Here is a 19,412-nt window from a genome sequence, read left to right on the forward strand (position 1 = left end):
AGAGGGACATAAAATAATAAAAGCGAAAGGAGTGAAAAAATTGAAGCCACTATCCATACGATATATACGAAAACTGATTACGGGAACAGTACTGCAAGGAAGTGAAGAATTGCTCATACAACATGGCGCATATCGACTAAAGCAAGTACGTCAACGGAATACGATTTTGTTCATTAAACGAAAAATCGTTGATTGGGAGCGTTTAAAGCCGTTTTTTCCAATTGCTATTGTAACTGATAAACCACTGAAAACAGCCTATAAAGAAGTGACCATAGTAAAAGTAGATGATGTCGATGTCGCTTATTGGAAATTTGTCCGCAACTATCGGTCTATGATGAATATTCCAATCATTGCAGTTACCGGTACTTCTGGAAAAACGACAACAAAGGAAATGATCTATCATTTGTTATCGGGCCATCTATCCGTTGCGCATACAAATAGTACGAACAATTCACGTACCGCCCATTTGATGCATCTACTAAGTATAGATGAAGAGACGGAAGCAGCCGTGTTTGAAACGGCTGTAGGCGCTCCTGGAGATTTAACGAATGCGGCTGCCTATTTACAACCAACTATCGGGATTATTACGAATATTGGCGAACATCATTTGAATTATTGTAAAACGATCGAAGGGTACATTGCTGCAAAAGGTGAGATGCGTAAAGCGTTGGAACCGGATGGTTTATTAATCGTAAATGCAGATGATGCCAATACGAGGAGATTGGAATTAGAAAAATTTAAAGGCACGCTACTTACTTTTGGGATTAATAACCGGAGTGATTTTCGAGCAGAAGATCTGGCCTATTCAAAAAATGGCATGTATATGACCGTTCTTCATCAAGGGAAACGTTATCGCATGTATGTACCAGGCCTAGGCGAACACCAAGTGTATAACGCACTTGCGGCAATTGCAGCAGTATCGTTGGTAGGAATGGATATGTCTAGTATTGCTGAACGTTTAAGAACGTATGAACCGATGAATAAACAAGTGCAAGTGCTGCAAGGGATGAATCAATCAACCATCATCGATGATACGTGGAGTATAACGACTACTTCACTAGGGGCTGCCTTAAAAGTGTTGCAGGCAATCGGGAAAGAAAAAAAGAAAATTGCTGTCATCGGGACGATTACGGATTTAGGGTCTTGGGGTTACATTATCCATGAGCAGGCAGGGAAAATGCTTGCGACTAGTGGAATTGATGTACTGATTACAGTTGGTGAACATGCACGAATCATGGCGGATGTTGCGAAAAGAATGCATTCTGTGCCTGAAGTTCATGCGTGTATGAATCATCATGCGGCGTACTTGTTGTTGAAAGAACGGATGAACAAAGAGACGATTACACTCATTAAAGGCGATATGTATAGCGAATCGATCAAAGAGTTAGCGCAACTGATTCGAAAAGACGATGCGGGTCAACCGCCTCTATAAAGAACGCCAACGTTTTGTTAGCTCAGATAGGACAAACACCAAGGGCTAACACAGCAAAGCTAATATAGTAAAGATGAAAGGGAGGGATTAGTGTGGGATTAGAATGTTTATGTGGTGTTAAGGTAGATGCCTTTTCTTGTATGCATCAAGTGATGTTTGAAGAGCAACAAGGGACTATACGAGGTGACTTAACGTATTACGCCGACGTCTGTGTAACGACGTTAGCAGCATCGTTCTTATCACTAGATTTTGAAGACACCGAAACATGTGGAGGGAAAAACAGTTTCCTGTTTGTCTCTAACGCGATTACTTCTGTCGAATGTGACCAACAAGGTCAGAATTGTGAAGTGACTGTGAGTGGCAGCGGTGTTGTGAACAATATCCAGTATCCATTTACCGCCGTTTTTGTCGATCAAACACCGATGGCAAACGTGGACCTTGTCAAAAGTTTTGTCATAACTGGCTTTTTTGATCAGAACGGGACTGCACCAGTTGCACAAGGTTCAGTTCAAGCGCTCGGTTGTGAATGAATTGATTGGCCATAGTTGTCTTCCTACTGATGGATGGAGGAGGTGGTGAGAATTTGATGAAAGTGCTTTCTGGCAGATATGGCTATTATCAACTGTTGCAAAAAAATGCCAACATACGAACACATTTAGTCGAGACACATCTCTTTTCGCAGGCTAGTTTAACAATGTGCTTAGAGAAATCCAACAACCTATTGATTCGACCGTTAGTTGGACCTTCCTGTATGCAAGTGAGACGTTTTGGAATTGACGAATATGAAGTGGAGCATAAAGGAGAGAAGATCCAATGTAGCGACCTTCCTACACTTTATCAAGTAATCCATGAAAACCTCATTGACAAAAAACAATATGTCGTACAATCTTTCCCACTTGAAGAGCCCATCCACCAACGTTCTTTTTATACCCTTCATCGAAAAACACAGTTTGCTAATTGGCATGTCCTTCACAAAACAACGAGTAGACAAGGAAATGAAATCAAACGATATGATTTGTTCAGACAATGGAATTTAATGAACGTGTTACTCGAAATAGGCGAGACACTTGGCGAAGCTTTTCCTCGATGTTCAACCGTTGTCGTCGAAATCGTCAATTCCGAAACTGATTTTTTATGTATTGATACGGTTGTTCATTATCGAAATAGTAAATGGAGCCAATTCCATTCCTTAGGAAACAAGTGGTTTTCCCGTTCGTTTATTCCTAAAACTGAACTGTGTACAAAATGGACTGTAGAACAATTTCTTCACAAAATGGACGATGTCATTTTAAAACCATGCATTGGGCAACAAGGGAAAGGAATTGTGAAAATCCACGTGACAACAAGTCGCACCTACGAAGTGCAGTATAGAAACAAAAAAACAATTTTCCAAACGTTTGAAGAATTGTATCGCCACTTGGAACGAACGTATTTAACGAAAAATGACTATCTGATTCAGCAATTCATCCACTTACGGACGGTCGATCAATGTCCATATGACATCCGGGTCATTACACAACTGGATAGAGGCAAATGGTTAGTGACAGGCATGCTCATAAAAGTGGCTGCGCCGGAATATTTTGTGACAAATCGTGCACAGAAGCTCTTAACGATCGATACTTTGCACGATTTTTCATTAGATAGAAGTAAGAAGGCCATTGAAAAACTTTGTCTAAAAGCATCCAAAATATTGGAAGAGCGTACTGCACCGTTAGGAATGATTGGCTTTGATGTCGGTATGGATGCTAACGGCAAGCTATGGATATTGGAAGCGAATTATACACCTGCGCTGTCCATGTTTTATGGACTAGGGAATAACGAAATGTATGAGAACATTCATCATTTCATTCGATTGAAAAAGAGCAACGAAATTGAGTAGAAAGGAGTGAAAATGTGAAGCCATTACAAGTTAAGGATATTAAAAGACTCGTGAAAGGTGAACTCGTAGCAGGTCATGTCGATTGGGCGGTTCACGAAGCCATCTATTACAAACGGCATGAACATGCAAAAAGACATACGTTACTATTTGTTAGCAGAGTCGATCATGTCGATTGGACGTCAATTAATGCAAAAGGCCCTTCACTCGTAATTACCGATTTACCCGTCGATTCGTTACCGACATCCCTTACACAGACGACGATTTTAAAAGTACAAAGCCTCGTACAATCGTATTGGAAATTCATCAACTATTACAGGAATCTATTCGACATTCCTGTTGTGACAATTACCGGGACATGCGGCAAGACGACGACAAAAGAAATGCTTAAGCATATGCTAAGTTTTGACAAAAAAATCGAAACGTCCATTAGTAGCCAGAATGAACCGCGAAGATCTTTCCCCTATTTATTGAAAATAGACGACGATACCGAAGCTGCAGTGTTTGAACATGGGCTTGGCAACTCCGGGAATATTAAACATCAGTGCATGATCTACCAACCGACAATTGGCATTTTGACGAATATCGGTGTGCATCATTTAGATGGCTGCAAGAATCTGGAAGGGTATATAAAAGCAAAAGGAGAAATTGTTGAAGGAGTTCGGGAAGGTGGAACACTAATTCTGAACGCGGACGATGAAAATACGAAGAAAGTCCGTTTAGATATGTTTAAGGGGAAAATAATCTATTTTGGGATTCGCGAAAAGGCGACGATTACGGCAACTTCAATCGTGTATGGAAATAAGGGCATGCATTTCACTGTGCAATTTGAGGGGAAAGCGTTGAAAGCCTATGTGCCTGGCTTAGGGGAACATCAAGTGAGTAATGCGTTAGCGGCACTGGCAGCAATGCATGAATTAGGGGTAGATCTCGAACTGGCAATTAGACGTTTACGCACCTATAAAGAAATGGAGCGGCACTTGGAAGTGTCTACAGGAATCAAAGGGAGTACAATCGTGGACGATACATGGACAAATAATCCAACGTCTGTGAAGGCGGCGCTCAATGTCATCGATTCAATTGGGAAAGATAAAAAAATTGTACTCATTTTAGGTGATATTAACCGTCTTGGTAACTTCGAAAAGAAATACCATCAGGAAATCGGCAGTCTCATCGCCTCGCGAGAGATTCACACACTCGTTACAATCGGGAAAAAGGCAGAAGAAATTGCTCGTCAGGCGAAAAAGGACGGGAGCAACGCAATGATAAAAATGTATGAAAGTGCAAAAGAGATTGGCCACCAACTAGATCATGTAATTGATGCTGATTCTGTTGTATTGCTAAAAGGCCCGATGTCAAGTCGAGCGATGATCGATTTTGCGAAAAGTTTAAAACGATGAGGTGAAAAAAAGAAGCACCTAACGAAATCCGTTAAGTAGCTTCTTTTACTTATTTTGATAGTACACGACGTGCTTGGACATAATTTAACTTCGCCCAAGTGGAAGATAAACTTTGCTTCACGACTGTGCCTGAAGTTGAAAGACTGATAAACTGGTTACCACCCATGTAAATGCCTGTCTGTGTGATCCGTGTACGTTTGTTGTCTGTGGAGAAGAACAAGACGTCCCCTTTTTGTAAATTGGATTTTGCGACGGCTGTACCTACTTTTGCTTGTTGGCTGGCCATTTTATACGTTAAGTCAATTCCTTGTTTTTTATAGACATAGTACGTAAATCCAGCGCCAGTGAAAGTAAGGGACTTTTCATCATAGACATAGCCAAATTTCGCTTTTCCAGTCAAACTCGTCGCAAAATTGACGACTTTATCTGCCGATGTTGCGCTCGTACTTGGAGGTGTTGGTTTAGTTGGTGTTGTGTCCATCTGATTGGTAACGACTCTTTTTGCTGTAATGTAGTGGTCGTTGTAGTAGTCCACAAGCAATACACGTGAGATGACACCACCTGAATTCGGAATGACGACTCGATGTTCGCCTGCGTAAATACCGACTAAACTAGGGTTTGTTGACCCTTTTACACTGTTAAAGAATACAAGATCACCTTTTTGTAAATTCGAGCGGGAAACTGTAGTTCCTTTTGCTTGTAATGTTTTAAGGTTCGTTGCATTCAAGTTCACACCGTTTTTCTTGTATACGTAGTTTACAAATCCTGTGCTCGTGAATTTCTTTGCACTTTCATTATTGACCGATCCGATTGTAGCTGTATCTTTCAAATCATAGGCAAGGCTCACAACTTTGTCACCAGTCGTTGCTGGATTTGCAGGTAGAAGACTAGGAATCACTCTTCTTGCACCCATATATGTTTCGGTATAATAGGGTTTGCTATCCATATCAGAAATAACGATGTTCTGTTTGGAATCAGCCATATGAATGACTTTGTTATCTCCGATGTACATGGCAACGTGGTCGGGATCTGTACCTGTTGTTTTGCTTTTAAAGAAAAGAAGATCTCCTTTTTGCCATTGTCCTTTTGCGACAGGTGTTCCTTGTTGCATCATGTAATTTTCATTATAAGTTGCTAAATCGACACCATTTTCCTCAAATACATACATCAAGAATGTTGCACAAGAGAATTTGTAAGGGTATGTAGGCTTATATACCGCTGTACTGTAAGTCGCTTTGCCGATCAGGCTTTTAGCTGTATTTATGAGCTGGTCTGCTTTTGCATTGACCGTTTGTTGACTAGCTTGCGTAGTGAGCGTAGCAGCTGATACTGTAGTTGTTTGGTCTAACGCTGGAACTGCGAATGAACTAACACTCAAACAAGTAACAAGTGCTGCAGAAAGTAGTTGTCTTTTCATCTGATACTGACCTCCAAGAAAAAGATTTGTTCGCTTCGAAAACGATCGTAGCATGATTTACAATCCATTTTTGGAGGGAATATTCGCCATTCTTCGGTAGGGTTTTCGAAAACAACTGGTAGTTATACGTTCATCCAGCTTTTTTACAATTACATTACAACGAAAAATAGGTAAATTACGGAACAAAAAAACGTGTAGCTCATCGCTATCACGCTTTTTTGTATGTATACGTAAGTTCGTTCAATGCAGAATCGACAAGTACATGCAAATCATGTTCATCAAAAAACCAATGGTCGCGCTTTTCAACATAAAATAGAATGCCTTCTTTTTCAATTTGCACATATACGTCATCTGGTTGTTCTTTTGTAACACCTAATGAGAAACCTTCATGTAACGGACTTGAGCCACCGTAACGTGCAAAAAACTTGATGGCATCCCCATGTTCTGCATCCATATCCTGTTTAAACCAGCGTAGTGCCTCGTCAGAAATTACGATTTGCATCATGCATCCACCTTTCAAGTGTCGTGCTTATTCTTACAACCATTTTACTTTCGGTTCAGTTCCGGCTTTAATGCGGCCGATATTTGCACGGTGTCGGTAAAAGATGAAAATGCCCATCAATCCAACGACAATCATTAAATAGAAATCTCCTGTCCACACATAGTAGGCAATACAGTACACGAAACCGACGACCGCAACGATCATTGATGAGAGAGAAACCATTTTCGTCATTTTGAGTGCCAACAGAAACGTCAGAAGTACAATGATGAAAATTGGCCAGTTATAACCGAGTAAGACACCCCCTGATGTTGCAACCGCTTTTCCACCTTTGAATTTCGCGAAGATCGGAAAGATATGTCCGATGACCGCAAAAAAGCCGATGAAAAGGGGATGGATGCCTGTCGAGCTGAAAAACGGGATAAATGTGATAAGAACTGCAGCAGTTCCTTTTAAAATATCAATGATCGTAACGATAAGACCAGCTGTTTTCCCTAATACGCGAAATGTATTCGTGGCGCCTAAATTTCCGCTTCCATGTTCGCGTACATCCGTATTGTAAAAGACTTTGCCAATCCATAATGCAGATGGAATGGATCCGAGCAAATATGCGCTCAAAATTAGTAAAAAAATGTCCATAATGCTCCCCTTTATAGCGTAATTCAATACAATAAGTGTAGCAGAAGTTAGGGAAACCGACAATGCACGTAATTTGGTCACCTACACGGTAAAAAATCACGTGAACTTTTTAACGTTGTGCTAACATTTTCCTCATGTAATTGCAATAAAGCGGTTTCTTCTATACAATTAATTGAGCGAGCTTCTTGAAACGTTGATTTGACAACATTTAGAGGAAGCGTTACGATAACAGATATTTAACAAAGAGAACATTCGTTTGATGGGGGTTGCGATTTGACGAAGAAAGAAGAAGTTTATACGTATGATGATGATTCCATTCAGGTACTCGAAGGACTCGAAGCAGTTAGAAAGAGACCTGGTATGTATATCGGTTCGACGGATTCGAGGGGACTGCACCACCTCGTGTATGAAATCGTCGACAATGCGGTTGACGAAGCACTTGCCGGCTACGGATCAGAAGTACATGTGACATTACACGAGGACGGCAGCATCGGCGTACGTGACTACGGGCGTGGGATGCCGACCGGAATGCATAAAACCGGAAAACCGACGACGGAAGTTATTTTGACAGTTTTGCATGCTGGCGGGAAATTTGGCCAAGGTGGCTATAAAACGAGTGGCGGTTTACATGGTGTAGGTGCATCAGTAGTAAATGCGCTTTCCGAATGGCTAGAAGTGACGATCTGCCGTGACGGAAAAAAGTTCCGCCAACGATTTGAACGTGGCGGTAAGCCTGTAACGACGTTAGAAGAAATCGGAACGACGAAAGAAACGGGTACGTTGATTCATTTCAAACCGGATCCAACCATGTTTTCTACAGTGAAATACCAATACGAAATTTTAGCAGAACGGTTAAGAGAATCAGCTTTTCTTCTAAAAGGCTTAAAGATCGTCTTAACAGAAGAAGGTTCCGATAAACACGACGTATTTCATTATGAAACGGGCATTCAAGCGTTCATCGCATATTTGAACGAAGAAAAAGATGTCTTGCATGAAGTCGCTTATCTTGAAGGTGAGGCTGACGGAATTGAAGTTGAATATGCATTTCAATTCAGTGATGGCTACTCAGAAACCATTTTATCGTTCGTCAATAACGTAAGGACGAAAGATGGCGGTACGCACGAAACAGGAGCGAAAAGTGCGATGACGCGCGTGTTTAATGAATATGCGCGCAAGACAGGCATCTTAAAGGAAAAGGATAAGAATTTGGACGGTTCGGATATTCGTGAAGGGATATCTGCGATTGTGTCTGTCCGTATTCCTGAAGAAATTCTACAGTTTGAAGGACAGACGAAAGGGAAGCTTGGTACGAGTGAAGCCCGTACGGCGACAGACGCCATCATTTCTCAGCACCTTCTTTATTTCTTGGAAGAAAATGCGGAATTGAGCGCGAGTCTGATCCGAAAAGCGATTCGTGCACAACAAGCTCGTGAGGCAGCACGTAAAGCCCGTGAAGATGCTCGTTCAGGGAAAAAACGTAAACGGTCAGATACACTTCTCACAGGTAAGCTGACGCCTGCACAGTCAAGAAACGCTTCGAAAAACGAATTGTATCTTGTCGAGGGTGATTCAGCAGGCGGTTCTGCGAAACAAGGTAGAGACCGGACATTCCAAGCTATTTTGCCGTTACGTGGTAAAGTCATTAATACCGAAAAGGCGAAGCTTGAAGACATCATGAAGAACGAGGAAATCAATACGATTATTCACGCGATTGGTGGCGGCGTAGGAGCCGATTTTCAATTGGATGATATTGCGTATGACAAAGTAATCATCATGACGGATGCCGATACAGATGGTGCCCATATCCAAGTCCTTTTGCTAACGTTTTTCTATCGTTATATGAAACCATTAATCGAAGCAGGAAAAGTATACATTGCACTGCCACCTCTTTATAAAGTCTTCAAAGGGACAGGCAAGAAAGAACAAATCGCTTATGCGTGGACAGAAGCTGACCTTGACGAAGCAATCAAGAAAATTGGTAGAGGGTATATGCTCCAACGCTATAAAGGTCTTGGTGAAATGAATGCCGATCAGCTATGGGAAACGACGATGAATCCTGATACACGTACGCTGATTCGTGTAACGATTGAAGACGGCGCACAATCGGAAAGACGTGTGACGACGTTAATGGGAGATAAAGTCGAGCCACGTAGAAAATGGATTGAAAGTAACGTGGACTTCGGTACAGAAGAAAAGAATATACTTGAGAATGAATTTTTGCATGTTGAGGGGGACTTTGAATGACTTCAACTGAACGGTACCAAGATCTGCCGCTAGAAGAAGTAATCGGGGATCGTTTTGGTCGATATAGTAAATACATCATTCAAGATCGAGCACTACCAGATGCACGAGATGGCTTGAAACCCGTACAAAGAAGGATTTTATATGCAATGTTCCATGAAGGAAATACGCACGATAAAGCCTTTCGTAAATCTGCAAAAACCGTGGGGAATGTAATCGGTAACTACCATCCGCACGGTGATACGTCTGTTTACGATGCGATGGTACGGATGAGTCAGGAATGGAAACTTCGCCATCTGATGATTGATATGCATGGGAACAATGGTTCGGTAGACGGCGATTCGGCAGCTGCAATGCGGTATACAGAAGCAAGACTATCCGCAATTGCTTCTGAAATGCTCCGTGATATTAACAAAGATACGGTTGAATTCGTGCCGAACTTTGACGATACAGAACCGGAGCCGACTGTTTTACCGTCTCGTTTTCCTAATTTGCTCGTCAACGGCTCTACGGGGATTTCTGCAGGGTATGCGACAGACATTCCACCGCATGCTTTGCATGAAGTGATCGACGCTGTATTGATGCGCATGGATGATCCTACGGTATCTGTAGATGAATTAATGACAGTATTGAAAGGTCCTGATTTCCCGACAGGTGCGATTATCCAAGGAACGGATGGTATCAAAACCGCATATGAAACGGGACGAGGACGTTTTGTCATTCGTGCGAAATCAGAAATTGAGCAATTAAAAGCCGGTAAGTCACAAATTGTCATCACTGAAATTCCGTATGATGTCAATAAAGCAAACCTCGTCAAGAAAATGGATGAACTTCGAGTCGATCGTAAGCTTGATGGAATTGCCGATGTACGTGATGAATCAGATCGTTCTGGTCTCCGTATTGTTGTTGAGTTGAAGAAAGATATGGACGGCAATGCGATTTTACAGTATTTATTAAAAAACACAGATTTGCAAATTACGTATAATTTTAATATGGTCGGCATTTCAAATCGTCGACCTACACTTATGTCATTACCGATGCTGCTAGATGCGTATATTGATCATCAAAAAGAAGTCGTAACGAGAAGATCGACGTATGATATCCAGAAAGCAAAAGACCGTTTACACATTGTTGAAGGATTAATAAAAGCTTTGTCCATTTTGGATGAAGTCATTAAAACGATTCGGGCTTCAGCAGATAAACGGGATGCAAAAAACAACTTAATTACAAAGTTTTCGTTTACAGAAGTACAGGCGGAAGCAATTGTTTCCCTACAGTTGTACCGCTTAACGAATACGGATATAACTGAGCTTCGTAAAGAAGATGAAGAGCTACGGAAACTGATCGAAAAGTTGAACGCCATCTTAACAAGTGAGAAGAAGTTAGCTTCCGTCATTAAGAAAGAACTGATGGAAATTCGGAAGCAATTCTCTGAACAACGTAGATCGGTCATCGAAGAAAAGATTGAAAGTATTAAAGTAGACCTTGATATCCTCGTTCCTAGTGAAGAAGTTGTCGTGTCTGTAACGAAAGATGGTTACGTGAAGCGCACGAGCATGCGTTCGTACAGCGCGTCAAACGGCACTGGCCAGGAAATGAAGGATTCTGATTATAGTTTACTTGAAGCAGTCATGAACACACAGCATCATTTGCTATTGTTCACTTCACTCGGTAATTATTTATATCAACCTGTACATGAATTACCGGATATTCGATGGAGAGATCTAGGCCAACATATTTCAAGTATCATTTCCTTAGAACCGAACGAAGAGATCATTGCAGCAATCGGCATCGAAAGTTTCGACGAGCAAACAGCTGTTCTCACAGTAGCAGACAATGGAAACATAAAACTATCCAAGTTAGCCGACTTCCAAGTACAACGCTATTCAAGGACTTTCAAAGCGATGAACTTGAAGAAAGGCGACAAAATGACGAATGTACAGCTTGTAACAGGCGAGGAAGATGTTATTCTCTTCACGGAACAAGCTTATGCATTACGCTTCTCTTTAACGGAGTTATCGATTACTGGCGTTCGTACTTCAGGTGTTAAAGGCATTAACTTAAAGTCTGGCGATAAGCTTGTTTCCATGCTCGTACTGCGTGATGAAGCGGAATCCATCGTCATTGGAACACAACGAGGATCCATTAAACGCATTGCCTTGAAAGAATTTGAGCAAGCTTCAAGAGCACAACGTGGGATGGTCGTGCTAAAAGAGTTGAAGGCAAATCCGCATCGAATTGTCGGAACAGCACTCGTCAAACCTGGAGATACAGTCATTTTGACGACGACAAAAGATAATAAAATTCCAATTGAAACAGGGAATTTACGGTTAGTCGATCGTTTATCCAATGGTAGTGCGCTCGTGGATGAAACAAGGGACGGTAAAGTACAAGCCGTCATTAAACCAGTGACAGCTGATCCAAAAAGTTAATAAATACGCTCGTCTCATCAGTTCACGATGAGACGGGCGTATTTTTCATTGCTTCGTAAAAAAAGAGTGACTTTTCCTTTGATTTGCCGTATACTAATTCGACAACCGAAATATATAGAAGAATGGGGAAGTGCCATGTGGAACAATCGTAATGTTTGGATTATCCTGAGTGGTGAGATGATTGCAGGTCTCGGATTATGGACGGGAATCATCGGTAATCTTGAGTTTCTTCAAGCAAAAATACCCTCTGATTTTGTCAAAGCCATTATCTTATCGATTGGATTACTAGCAGGTATTATTGCAGGTCCAACGGCAGGACGGATTATTGACCAATCACGTAAAAAGACTGTATTACTTATAGCAGGTATTGGGAGAATGATCAGTGTCGTTTTCATGCTGCTTGCCATTGCTACGGGCTCTGTTTGGTGGATGGTCGCATTCATCGTCTCAATTCAATTAGCGGCAACGTTTTACTTTCCGGCGCTACAAGCTGCAATTCCGCTTGTTGTGAAGGATAAAGATCTGTTAGCCATGAACGGCTTGCATATGAACGTAGCAACGATAGCAAGGGTAGCAGGCACTGCATTAGCTGGCGTCATGCTTGTGTACTGGTCATTAGCATCGTTGTACTGGGTTTCCTTATTGGCATACGGCTTGTTACTAGGGTTTACACTTATGCTGAAAATTGATGAAGGGAAGGGGAGAGACGAAGGGAAAAGTGCAAAGCAACGCGAGAATAGTGGTTTCATGGACGTATTCCCAGTGTTAAAAGCATTTCCTACTGTCGGTATGACGCTTGTTATGACGTTAATCCCGTTATTATTTATCGGCTCCTTTAACTTGATCGTCATTAACATTAGTGAAATCCAAAATTCTTCATCCATAAAAGGACTCATTTATACGTTTGAAGGCATTGCGTTCATGATTGGATCGTTTGCGGTCAAATACATCGCACAGAAATGGAAGACGACGGTTATCTTATTTTTCTTTGCAACGATGGTTGCAGTTGCAGAATTCATGCTCTTTTTTGCAAGTAGTGTCGTTATGACGCTTAGCGCATTTGCTGTGTTAGGTTTTGCGTTAGGTTGTTTTTTCCCAACAGCAATGGTCATTTTTCAGAAACAAATGCCAAAAGCATATCACGGCCGGTTTTTCTCATTCCGTAATATGTTAGAACGGGTCATGTTTCAAGTCGTGTTAGTGAGCACAGGCGCATTTTTAGATATCGTTGGGTTGCAAACAATGGTCATACTATTTGGGATGATCAGTTTAACGTTAACGGTGTTATTTTATGTATTGATGAAAAAGAAAAATATCACTTTTGAACAGCCACAAATTGAAAAACCCGCAGCAGAAATCGTGTAAATGATTTGCTGCGGGTTTTTATGTAAAAAATCGCGTTTCGTCTCACTGTTTCAAGTATACTTAATGATGATATTTAACTACCCAAAATAAATATTATGTTAACTTAAATTTTTAACAAAGAAATAGGAGATTATTTACCACGATCCCCTAGAAATTTTAAACTATATTCGATTAGATCATTTATATACAATCCACGGGATTTCGCAAGTACTCTCAACTCTTCAAGTAACGATTTTTGATAAGTTGTTTTAAAATGAATACGGTCTTTCGGATTGATTGGAACGTTTTGTTTTATCGCAAGTTGTTTAACGGGCTCTAATCGTTCTATGCTTATTGTAGTTCTAAAGCGAATGCGTCCTTGTGCAGTTTGAAATTTCCCTAATAATTTTAGATTATTAGGATCACTATGGAAAAACATTCGACTCTTTTTATAGGCAATATAATTAGAGTCACTATTCAAGTAAATAATTTGGGCTAGTGTAAGTACTTGTTGTTTTCCTTTAACCCAGACTCGATAAATATTCTTTTGAGATGAAGTACTCTTGGTCGTCTGTAGAAAAGGGTTAATATTCCAGCGTTCAAAAGTTTTCATAATACCCATAGCGAATTTAAAACTCGCAGTCGTAATATTTAAGCTATATCCTTCCCGATCAACCCATCCATCCCCATCAATCACACCCCGTATAAATGCAGGCAAGTATTGTTCAGGGACGTCAGGAAATGGCACAGTATAAGACTTGTTTGAAGTAATGCCTAATTGCTTTAAATCCTCTTTAATAATTTTTGAGTTGATGATTAACAACGGTGTCTTTCGTGTCCCTACTGGATCCCTGATAACAGGATGTGCTTCCATAACTGCCGCAACTTTCCACAAAATAGTTTCATCTTTTTGTGCAAGGCTAATACTGTGAAGGTCTTTTTGGACATTTCCATCCGTGATAAATTAACCCAAGTATCCAAGCCATGTCATGTGTCCACGTCTTAAAAAAATGTTCATTCACTTGGTAAATACGTGGTCTACCGATTGGCTTTCTTTCAATACCATGTTTGACTAATACATTACGAATAGCACGATTTGTTATGCCGATAATTGAGCTCATCTCTACATAGGACATACCACTTACATACATTTCAATAATATGTTCGTCCGTAATTCCCCTTTTCCTAGCCATTTATCTCATCCCACCCCATCGCATATTTGAATCATTATTCATTTCCATCATACGAACTTTAGTTCCTATATGCAAGTAACTCTATAAATAAAACATGCCCTCTCTCAAGATTCATGAGAAAAGACATGTTGAGTAATTTTATCGATGATAAACAACTCGATCGGTTGCTTGTAAAGTTTGAATATCCTTAGCGCCAATTCCAAACATAGCCATTCGCAATTCCAATTCTTTCGTTTCCATGACCGTCATTACGTCTTCAACAGAAAGTGTTGCTTCTTTTAAAATTGATCTGCCGAAGCCTACCATATCAGCACCTAACGCAATTGTTTTCGCAGCATCTAGCCCCGTATACATGCCGCCACTTGCTACGATCGATGTATTTGCAACCTGCTCACGAACACCTACAACACAGTCGACGGTCGGATTGCCCCAACCACTAAACGTTTCTGCGGCAGCGCGTTTTACTGGGTCGTTTGAACGGAATTTTTCGACTTGGCTCCAAGAAGTTCCACCTGCACCAGCTACATCGACAAACGAAATGCCGGCGTCACACAGTTTCTTGGCAGTGTTCCCATCAATTCCCCAACCGACTTCCTTCACGCCTATCGGTACGCCTAATTCTTTCGTTAATTGTTCGATTTTTAAGAGTAAGTCTTTGAAATTCAAGTCTCCATTCGGTTGGATGACTTCTTGAATCGTATTTAAGTGAAGCACTAATGCATTCGCATCTGTCATTTCGATAATTTGTTTACATTGTTCAACGCCAAATCCATAGTTTAATTGAACAGCGCCTAAATTAGCGATGATTGGCACATTCGGTGCATATTTACGCACTTGAAAAGATGCACGGTGTTCTTCACTTTCGATTAATGCACGCATCGAACCTAACGCAAGCACCCATCCTCGTTTTTCAGCAGCAATGGCCAAGTTCCGATTGATTGTTTCGGCAAATGCAGCTCCACCTGTCATCGAACTAATAACGAACGGTGTCGGTCTTTGCTCATTTAAGAACTTGCTTTCAATGGAAATCTCATTAAAGTCAATCTCAGGTAGTGCATTATGAATAAATTGAACTTTTTCAAGTCCAGTCGAAATGTTTGTACCCGTTACTTTTTCATTAAGCGTAATCTCAATGTGTTCGGCTTTCCGTGTATGGATCGAATCCGTCATACGATTAAATCCCCCTTTTCTATCCTCTTTGTGCCTTCCATGCAGACAGTCAAATTCAATGGTTCGATGCCCGCTTGTCGCCACTCTCTCTTTAATGAATCAACAAACGATTTTTCTGAAACGAGCGCAATACCACAATCACCACCGCCAGCACCTGATGTTTTACCAGCTCCGTACTCATTCGCAATCTGTATCAAAGCTTGCAAACTAGGTGTTTCAATGACGGCATCCACTTCTTCACTTAACGCTTTTAATGCTTTACGATTTGCGGTTAGACTCTGTAGAGCACCCGCTAAATTGTTCGCTGAAAAATGTTTAACCATAGATAAAACTGCCTCTGTGCTCTGGTCTATAAAAGCCGCATAGCGATGTGGCCGCTGCGTTTGTAATGCACGAATACGGTCGATCATCTTCACTGTCGACATTTCGCTCCCTGTCCATCCGACGACTAATTCCAAGTCGGCTGGTGGCTGAATAGTTTTCACCTGTAAACCAGGCCATTGTTTGGCAACAAGTGTATGGACGTCTACCCCGTCTTCAAGTTGTTCGATCAACCAATTCGCATCAAATGTACGATAATGAAGCCATCCCCCGTAAGTTGACGCTGCAATGTCAGCACAAGAACCACTTCCTTGCGTCGTGAAGTGTGCAATTGCTGCTAACTTATAAATCACTTCATGCGACAAAGGAATTCCATGAGCATGATGTTTTTGTAAAATAGCGCTTATAACTGCAACAACGACCGCCGCACTTGACCCTAAACCGTATTTTTTGCCCGTAGCGAAATCATCCAGTTCACTGTCAATTGATAAGCTGAATGGTTCCACTTGAATACCAACATGTCGTATGTATTGATGACAAACGGTAATGGCATTTTGGATGAAGGTTAGTTTTGGCGCATACTTACAGAAGCGTAATCCGTCATCCGTTTCGGACCAAGATATTTTTGAAAAACCGATTTGGTGTAAGTTGACGACAAATTCCGGACTGTCTGTCAGATGCGCATACACATACCGGTCGATAGCTACAACTACACTATGCCCTCCTGGTTCCAACACAGCATATTCTCCTGCGATAAACAACTTACCTGGTACCCTGACGGTTAAGGTTGGTGGTTTCATACATCGATTCCTTCCTTCATGTAGTTAAATAGTGGATACCAGGTCCTGGATGGCAAAGGAATAGATCTTTCACGCACATCAGCTGTTTTAACCTGTCCATTACGGCCTTTTCATCTGCCGGTTGGCAAATCACTTTAACATTCGGACCTGCATCGATTGTAAAATATGCCTGTATGCCGTCTTCTCGCAATTCCTGAACTGCTTGCATCACTTCAATCGTGGAGCTCATCCAATACATGAATGGAGGATTAGCACCTAACATTGTGGCGTGCATTTTCATCGCATTCCGTTCAAGCACCGTTCCTAATTGTTCAAACGTACGGTCGGCGATTGCTGCACGCGTTGCAAGTAGATCCGGTTCAAGCGAAGCTAACCAACCGTCGTAAAAAGGCGATGTTGCAACCGTCCTTTTCATCCCTTCTCGACTTAACACTTTTTTCTGTTTCGCTTCGACCATGACGGATATTATGCTCAGTTGCCAGTCTTCTTCTGAAAGAAGTTGCGTGGCGAATGAATCGGTTCCATCAATCTTTTCACCCATATGCCATTCGACGAATCCCCCGTATATCGACCGACACGCAGAACCCGATCCTTGTCGAGCAAGAGTTGATAGTCCTGCATCAGATATTTCATACCCAAGCGCTTTCGTAGAAGCTGCAGCCAATGCTGCAAAGCCTGAAGCGGATGAGGCGAAACCTGCAGCAGTCGGGACATTGTTAGAGGACTCCACAACTGCATGCCCATGATGCTTCGTCATTCTTCTGACGAGGTCTAGAAAAGTTGAAATTTTGTTTTGTTCTGCACCACCAAGTTCCACTCCGTCCAATACGAACACATCAGATGCTAAGTCGTCTTGGAAAGTAACCGAAGTTGTAGTATAAAACTGGTCGAGTGTAATGGAAATGCTATTATTCATCGGAAGGAACAATTGTTCGTCTCGTTTCCCCCAATATTTAATTAGCGCAATATTCGTATGCGCTCTTGCAGTTGCTTTCATCAAAAACCCTCACTTCATAATCTGTTCTGCTCTTGTTATGGATGGCTAATACGACTCGTCCATGTTTGACAAGCTCCAGCTTTTTCTAACGCACTTGCCAACTTTTGCGTATGTTGTTCATCTTCCGCCAAACATAACACACAGCCGCCACGACCGCCGCCCGTCAATTTAGCGCCAAGTGCACCGTTCGCTCTAGCGATTGTGATCAAATGATCCAGCTTTGTATCACTGACACCGAGTGTGACTAATTCCGTTTGTGCAAGACTCAACAACTCGCCAACTTTTGTGCTATTGCCTTCCAGCAATGCATCTTTACACGCATGCGTGTACGCACCTAGCAAGTCAATCGATGCCCGAGCAGACGTCGGTTGGTTTCGATACATATGGCGTATACTCTCCACAGCCGTTCGCGTATCCCCGAATTGTCCAGAATCCGCGATGACGATATGTAAAGGTTTCTTGAAAGAAAGAGCTGTTGTCTTCTTTCCTTTTTGAAACCAAATGGGCGCTTCATTTGAAGTAGCTTCCATATCAATGCCACTCGGATTGCCGTGCGCATGCGTTTCGGCAATTTGAACGAGGTGCATTTGCACATCATGTGGCAAAGGTGCATCAAAGTAATGAAAGATCCCTTTTACGACAGCATGAGCGACTGCTGCACTCGATCCTAATCCTCTTCCTGACGGTATGGATGAATCGATCTGTATCGATAAATTCGTATCCGTGGCATGTAACAATTGCAGCGATTCTTCTACACTCGCTTTAAAACCGGATAACTCGACAGGTGCCTGTTGAAGCTCACCACTAAAATATCGACTTGTTACACAAATTGACGTTTTATTATCATTTTCAATACCTTCCCTTACAGTCGCAACGACGTTCACAACCGGAAATGGCAAGGCAATTGCAGGTTTATCATAAACAACGGAATGTTCTCCGATGAGGATTACTTTTCCGTGTGCTTTACCTTCTGCTTCTCTTGACATGCGTGTGTTCCTCACTTTTTCAACAAAATTCAACGATTCACTGGTGTAAACCTGCTAATTCTTCCTCATTATAAAGTACATAGTGCCCTATTTCAGCTATTTGGCTTTATGAATGGATCACAGCGTTTTTGTAAAAACAAAACTCGCACGCTCATACCCCATTTTTTCTTCATAAAACCGGTGTGCATGTTCTCGTTGGAGACCAGAAGATAGTGCAATCCGGTCAAATCCTTCTTTCTTTGCAAGCGAATGGACAAACGTCAATAGCTGTTCACCAAATCCTTTTGATCGAAATGCTATGTCAGTCACTAAATCACAGACCCAAATATACTTTCCGTAATAAAGCGTAATCATTGGTTGAAAACCAATCACAGCTACGATACGTCCATCTACTCGCAATGCGAATTGGCGGTAGGTCTCGTTCTTTTGAGCTTCTTCCACCAGTGCGATATAACTTTGCTCAGTAAATTGAGGTCGTAGGTACCGCATGACATGAAATCCTTCCAGTAGTTCTTGCCGTGATTGTAATTCTTCAATTGTACGATTTTCCATTCGTCGCCTCCATTCTTGAATGTTTCAAACGATTCATTTTCAGTTCAATCTATTTTACCTATCTTTCTTTCAATCCGTTCAGATTGTATAAGCTAAATGACTCTAAATACACT

The 19,412-nt window shown here is 41.5% G+C and carries 17 protein-coding genes; 7 read left to right on the plus strand and 10 right to left on the minus strand.

The features are described 5' to 3' along the window. Nucleotides 1-40 precede the first annotated feature (40 nt). From NRI27_RS14615 to NRI27_RS14630, 4 genes are all read left to right on the plus strand, one after another. Nucleotides 41-1,432, plus strand: coding sequence for a Mur ligase family protein (locus NRI27_RS14615; protein WP_371391385.1), 1,392 nt, complete (start codon nt 41-43; stop codon nt 1,430-1,432). Between the two features lie 92 nt (nt 1,433-1,524). Continuing rightward, nucleotides 1,525-1,962, plus strand: a complete 438-nt coding sequence (locus tag NRI27_RS14620; protein WP_371391386.1) for a hypothetical protein — start codon at nt 1,525-1,527, stop codon at nt 1,960-1,962. Nucleotides 1,963-2,018: 56 nt separating this feature from the next. Next, nucleotides 2,019-3,311 carry a YheC/YheD family protein gene (locus NRI27_RS14625; protein WP_371391452.1) on the plus strand — a complete coding sequence of 431 codons (1,293 nt, stop codon included), beginning with the start codon at nt 2,019-2,021 and terminating at the stop codon, nt 3,309-3,311. A gap of 14 nt (nt 3,312-3,325) precedes the next feature. After that, nucleotides 3,326-4,708, plus strand: a complete 1,383-nt coding sequence (locus tag NRI27_RS14630; protein WP_371391387.1) for a Mur ligase family protein — start codon at nt 3,326-3,328, stop codon at nt 4,706-4,708. A gap of 49 nt (nt 4,709-4,757) precedes the next feature. Here the strand turns inward: NRI27_RS14630 and NRI27_RS14635 are convergent, their stop codons facing one another. From NRI27_RS14635 to plsY, 3 genes are all read right to left on the minus strand, one after another. Continuing rightward, nucleotides 4,758-6,125, minus strand: a complete 1,368-nt coding sequence (locus NRI27_RS14635) for a C40 family peptidase (RefSeq protein WP_371391388.1) — start codon at nt 6,123-6,125, stop codon at nt 4,758-4,760. A gap of 208 nt (nt 6,126-6,333) precedes the next feature. Further along, nucleotides 6,334-6,627 (minus strand): HesB/YadR/YfhF family protein, encoded by a 294-nt coding sequence (locus tag NRI27_RS14640; RefSeq protein ID WP_371391389.1) that lies wholly within the window; start codon nt 6,625-6,627, stop codon nt 6,334-6,336. Nucleotides 6,628-6,660: 33 nt separating this feature from the next. Continuing rightward, nucleotides 6,661-7,263 carry a glycerol-3-phosphate 1-O-acyltransferase PlsY gene (gene plsY / locus NRI27_RS14645; RefSeq protein WP_371391390.1) on the minus strand — a complete coding sequence of 201 codons (603 nt, stop codon included), beginning with the start codon at nt 7,261-7,263 and terminating at the stop codon, nt 6,661-6,663. Between the two features lie 273 nt (nt 7,264-7,536). Here plsY and parE point away from each other — a divergent pair, with 273 nt between their 5' ends. The 3 genes from parE (at nt 7,537) to NRI27_RS14660 (ending at nt 13,301) form a co-directional block, all read left to right on the plus strand. Further along, nucleotides 7,537-9,507 (plus strand): DNA topoisomerase IV subunit B, encoded by a 1,971-nt coding sequence (gene parE / locus NRI27_RS14650; protein ID WP_371391391.1) that lies wholly within the window; start codon nt 7,537-7,539, stop codon nt 9,505-9,507. After that, complete coding sequence (gene parC, locus NRI27_RS14655; protein WP_371391392.1) at nt 9,504-11,936, plus strand: DNA topoisomerase IV subunit A; 2,433 nt, start codon at nt 9,504-9,506, stop codon at nt 11,934-11,936. The genes parE and parC overlap by 4 nt, the downstream gene beginning before the upstream one ends. 135 nt (nt 11,937-12,071) lie before the next feature. Continuing rightward, a complete protein-coding gene (locus NRI27_RS14660) occupies nt 12,072-13,301 on the plus strand; it encodes an MFS transporter (protein WP_371391393.1) in 1,230 nt (409 codons plus the stop codon). A 130-nt stretch (nt 13,302-13,431) separates the two neighbouring features. On the opposite strand, the gene NRI27_RS14665 is transcribed toward NRI27_RS14660, so the two are convergent. From NRI27_RS14665 to NRI27_RS14695, 7 genes are all read right to left on the minus strand, one after another. Beyond that, nucleotides 13,432-14,175, minus strand: coding sequence for an LAGLIDADG family homing endonuclease (locus NRI27_RS14665; RefSeq protein ID WP_371391394.1), 744 nt, complete (start codon nt 14,173-14,175; stop codon nt 13,432-13,434). Between the two features lie 25 nt (nt 14,176-14,200). After that, the gene (locus tag NRI27_RS14670) at nt 14,201-14,473 is read right to left on the minus strand and encodes a helix-turn-helix domain-containing protein (protein ID WP_371391395.1); all 273 of its coding nucleotides are present in this window, start codon (nt 14,471-14,473) and stop codon (nt 14,201-14,203) included. A gap of 138 nt (nt 14,474-14,611) precedes the next feature. Further along, nucleotides 14,612-15,643, minus strand: a complete 1,032-nt coding sequence (gene fni / locus NRI27_RS14675) for a type 2 isopentenyl-diphosphate Delta-isomerase (RefSeq protein ID WP_371391396.1) — start codon at nt 15,641-15,643, stop codon at nt 14,612-14,614. Then, nucleotides 15,640-16,764 (minus strand): phosphomevalonate kinase, encoded by a 1,125-nt coding sequence (locus NRI27_RS14680; protein ID WP_371391397.1) that lies wholly within the window; start codon nt 16,762-16,764, stop codon nt 15,640-15,642. The genes fni and NRI27_RS14680 overlap by 4 nt, the downstream gene beginning before the upstream one ends. Nucleotides 16,765-16,780: 16 nt before the next feature. Continuing rightward, nucleotides 16,781-17,761 (minus strand): diphosphomevalonate decarboxylase, encoded by a 981-nt coding sequence (gene mvaD / locus NRI27_RS14685; RefSeq protein WP_371391398.1) that lies wholly within the window; start codon nt 17,759-17,761, stop codon nt 16,781-16,783. A gap of 35 nt (nt 17,762-17,796) precedes the next feature. Then, the gene (gene mvk / locus NRI27_RS14690; protein ID WP_371391399.1) at nt 17,797-18,747 is read right to left on the minus strand and encodes a mevalonate kinase; all 951 of its coding nucleotides are present in this window, start codon (nt 18,745-18,747) and stop codon (nt 17,797-17,799) included. 117 nt (nt 18,748-18,864) lie between these two features. Next, nucleotides 18,865-19,299, minus strand: a complete 435-nt coding sequence (locus NRI27_RS14695; RefSeq protein WP_317946095.1) for a GNAT family N-acetyltransferase — start codon at nt 19,297-19,299, stop codon at nt 18,865-18,867. Nucleotides 19,300-19,412 lie beyond the last annotated feature (113 nt).

The organism is Sporosarcina sp. OR05, assembly GCF_041414805.1.
Classification (GTDB): Bacteria; Bacillota; Bacilli; order Bacillales_A; family Planococcaceae; genus Sporosarcina; species Sporosarcina saromensis.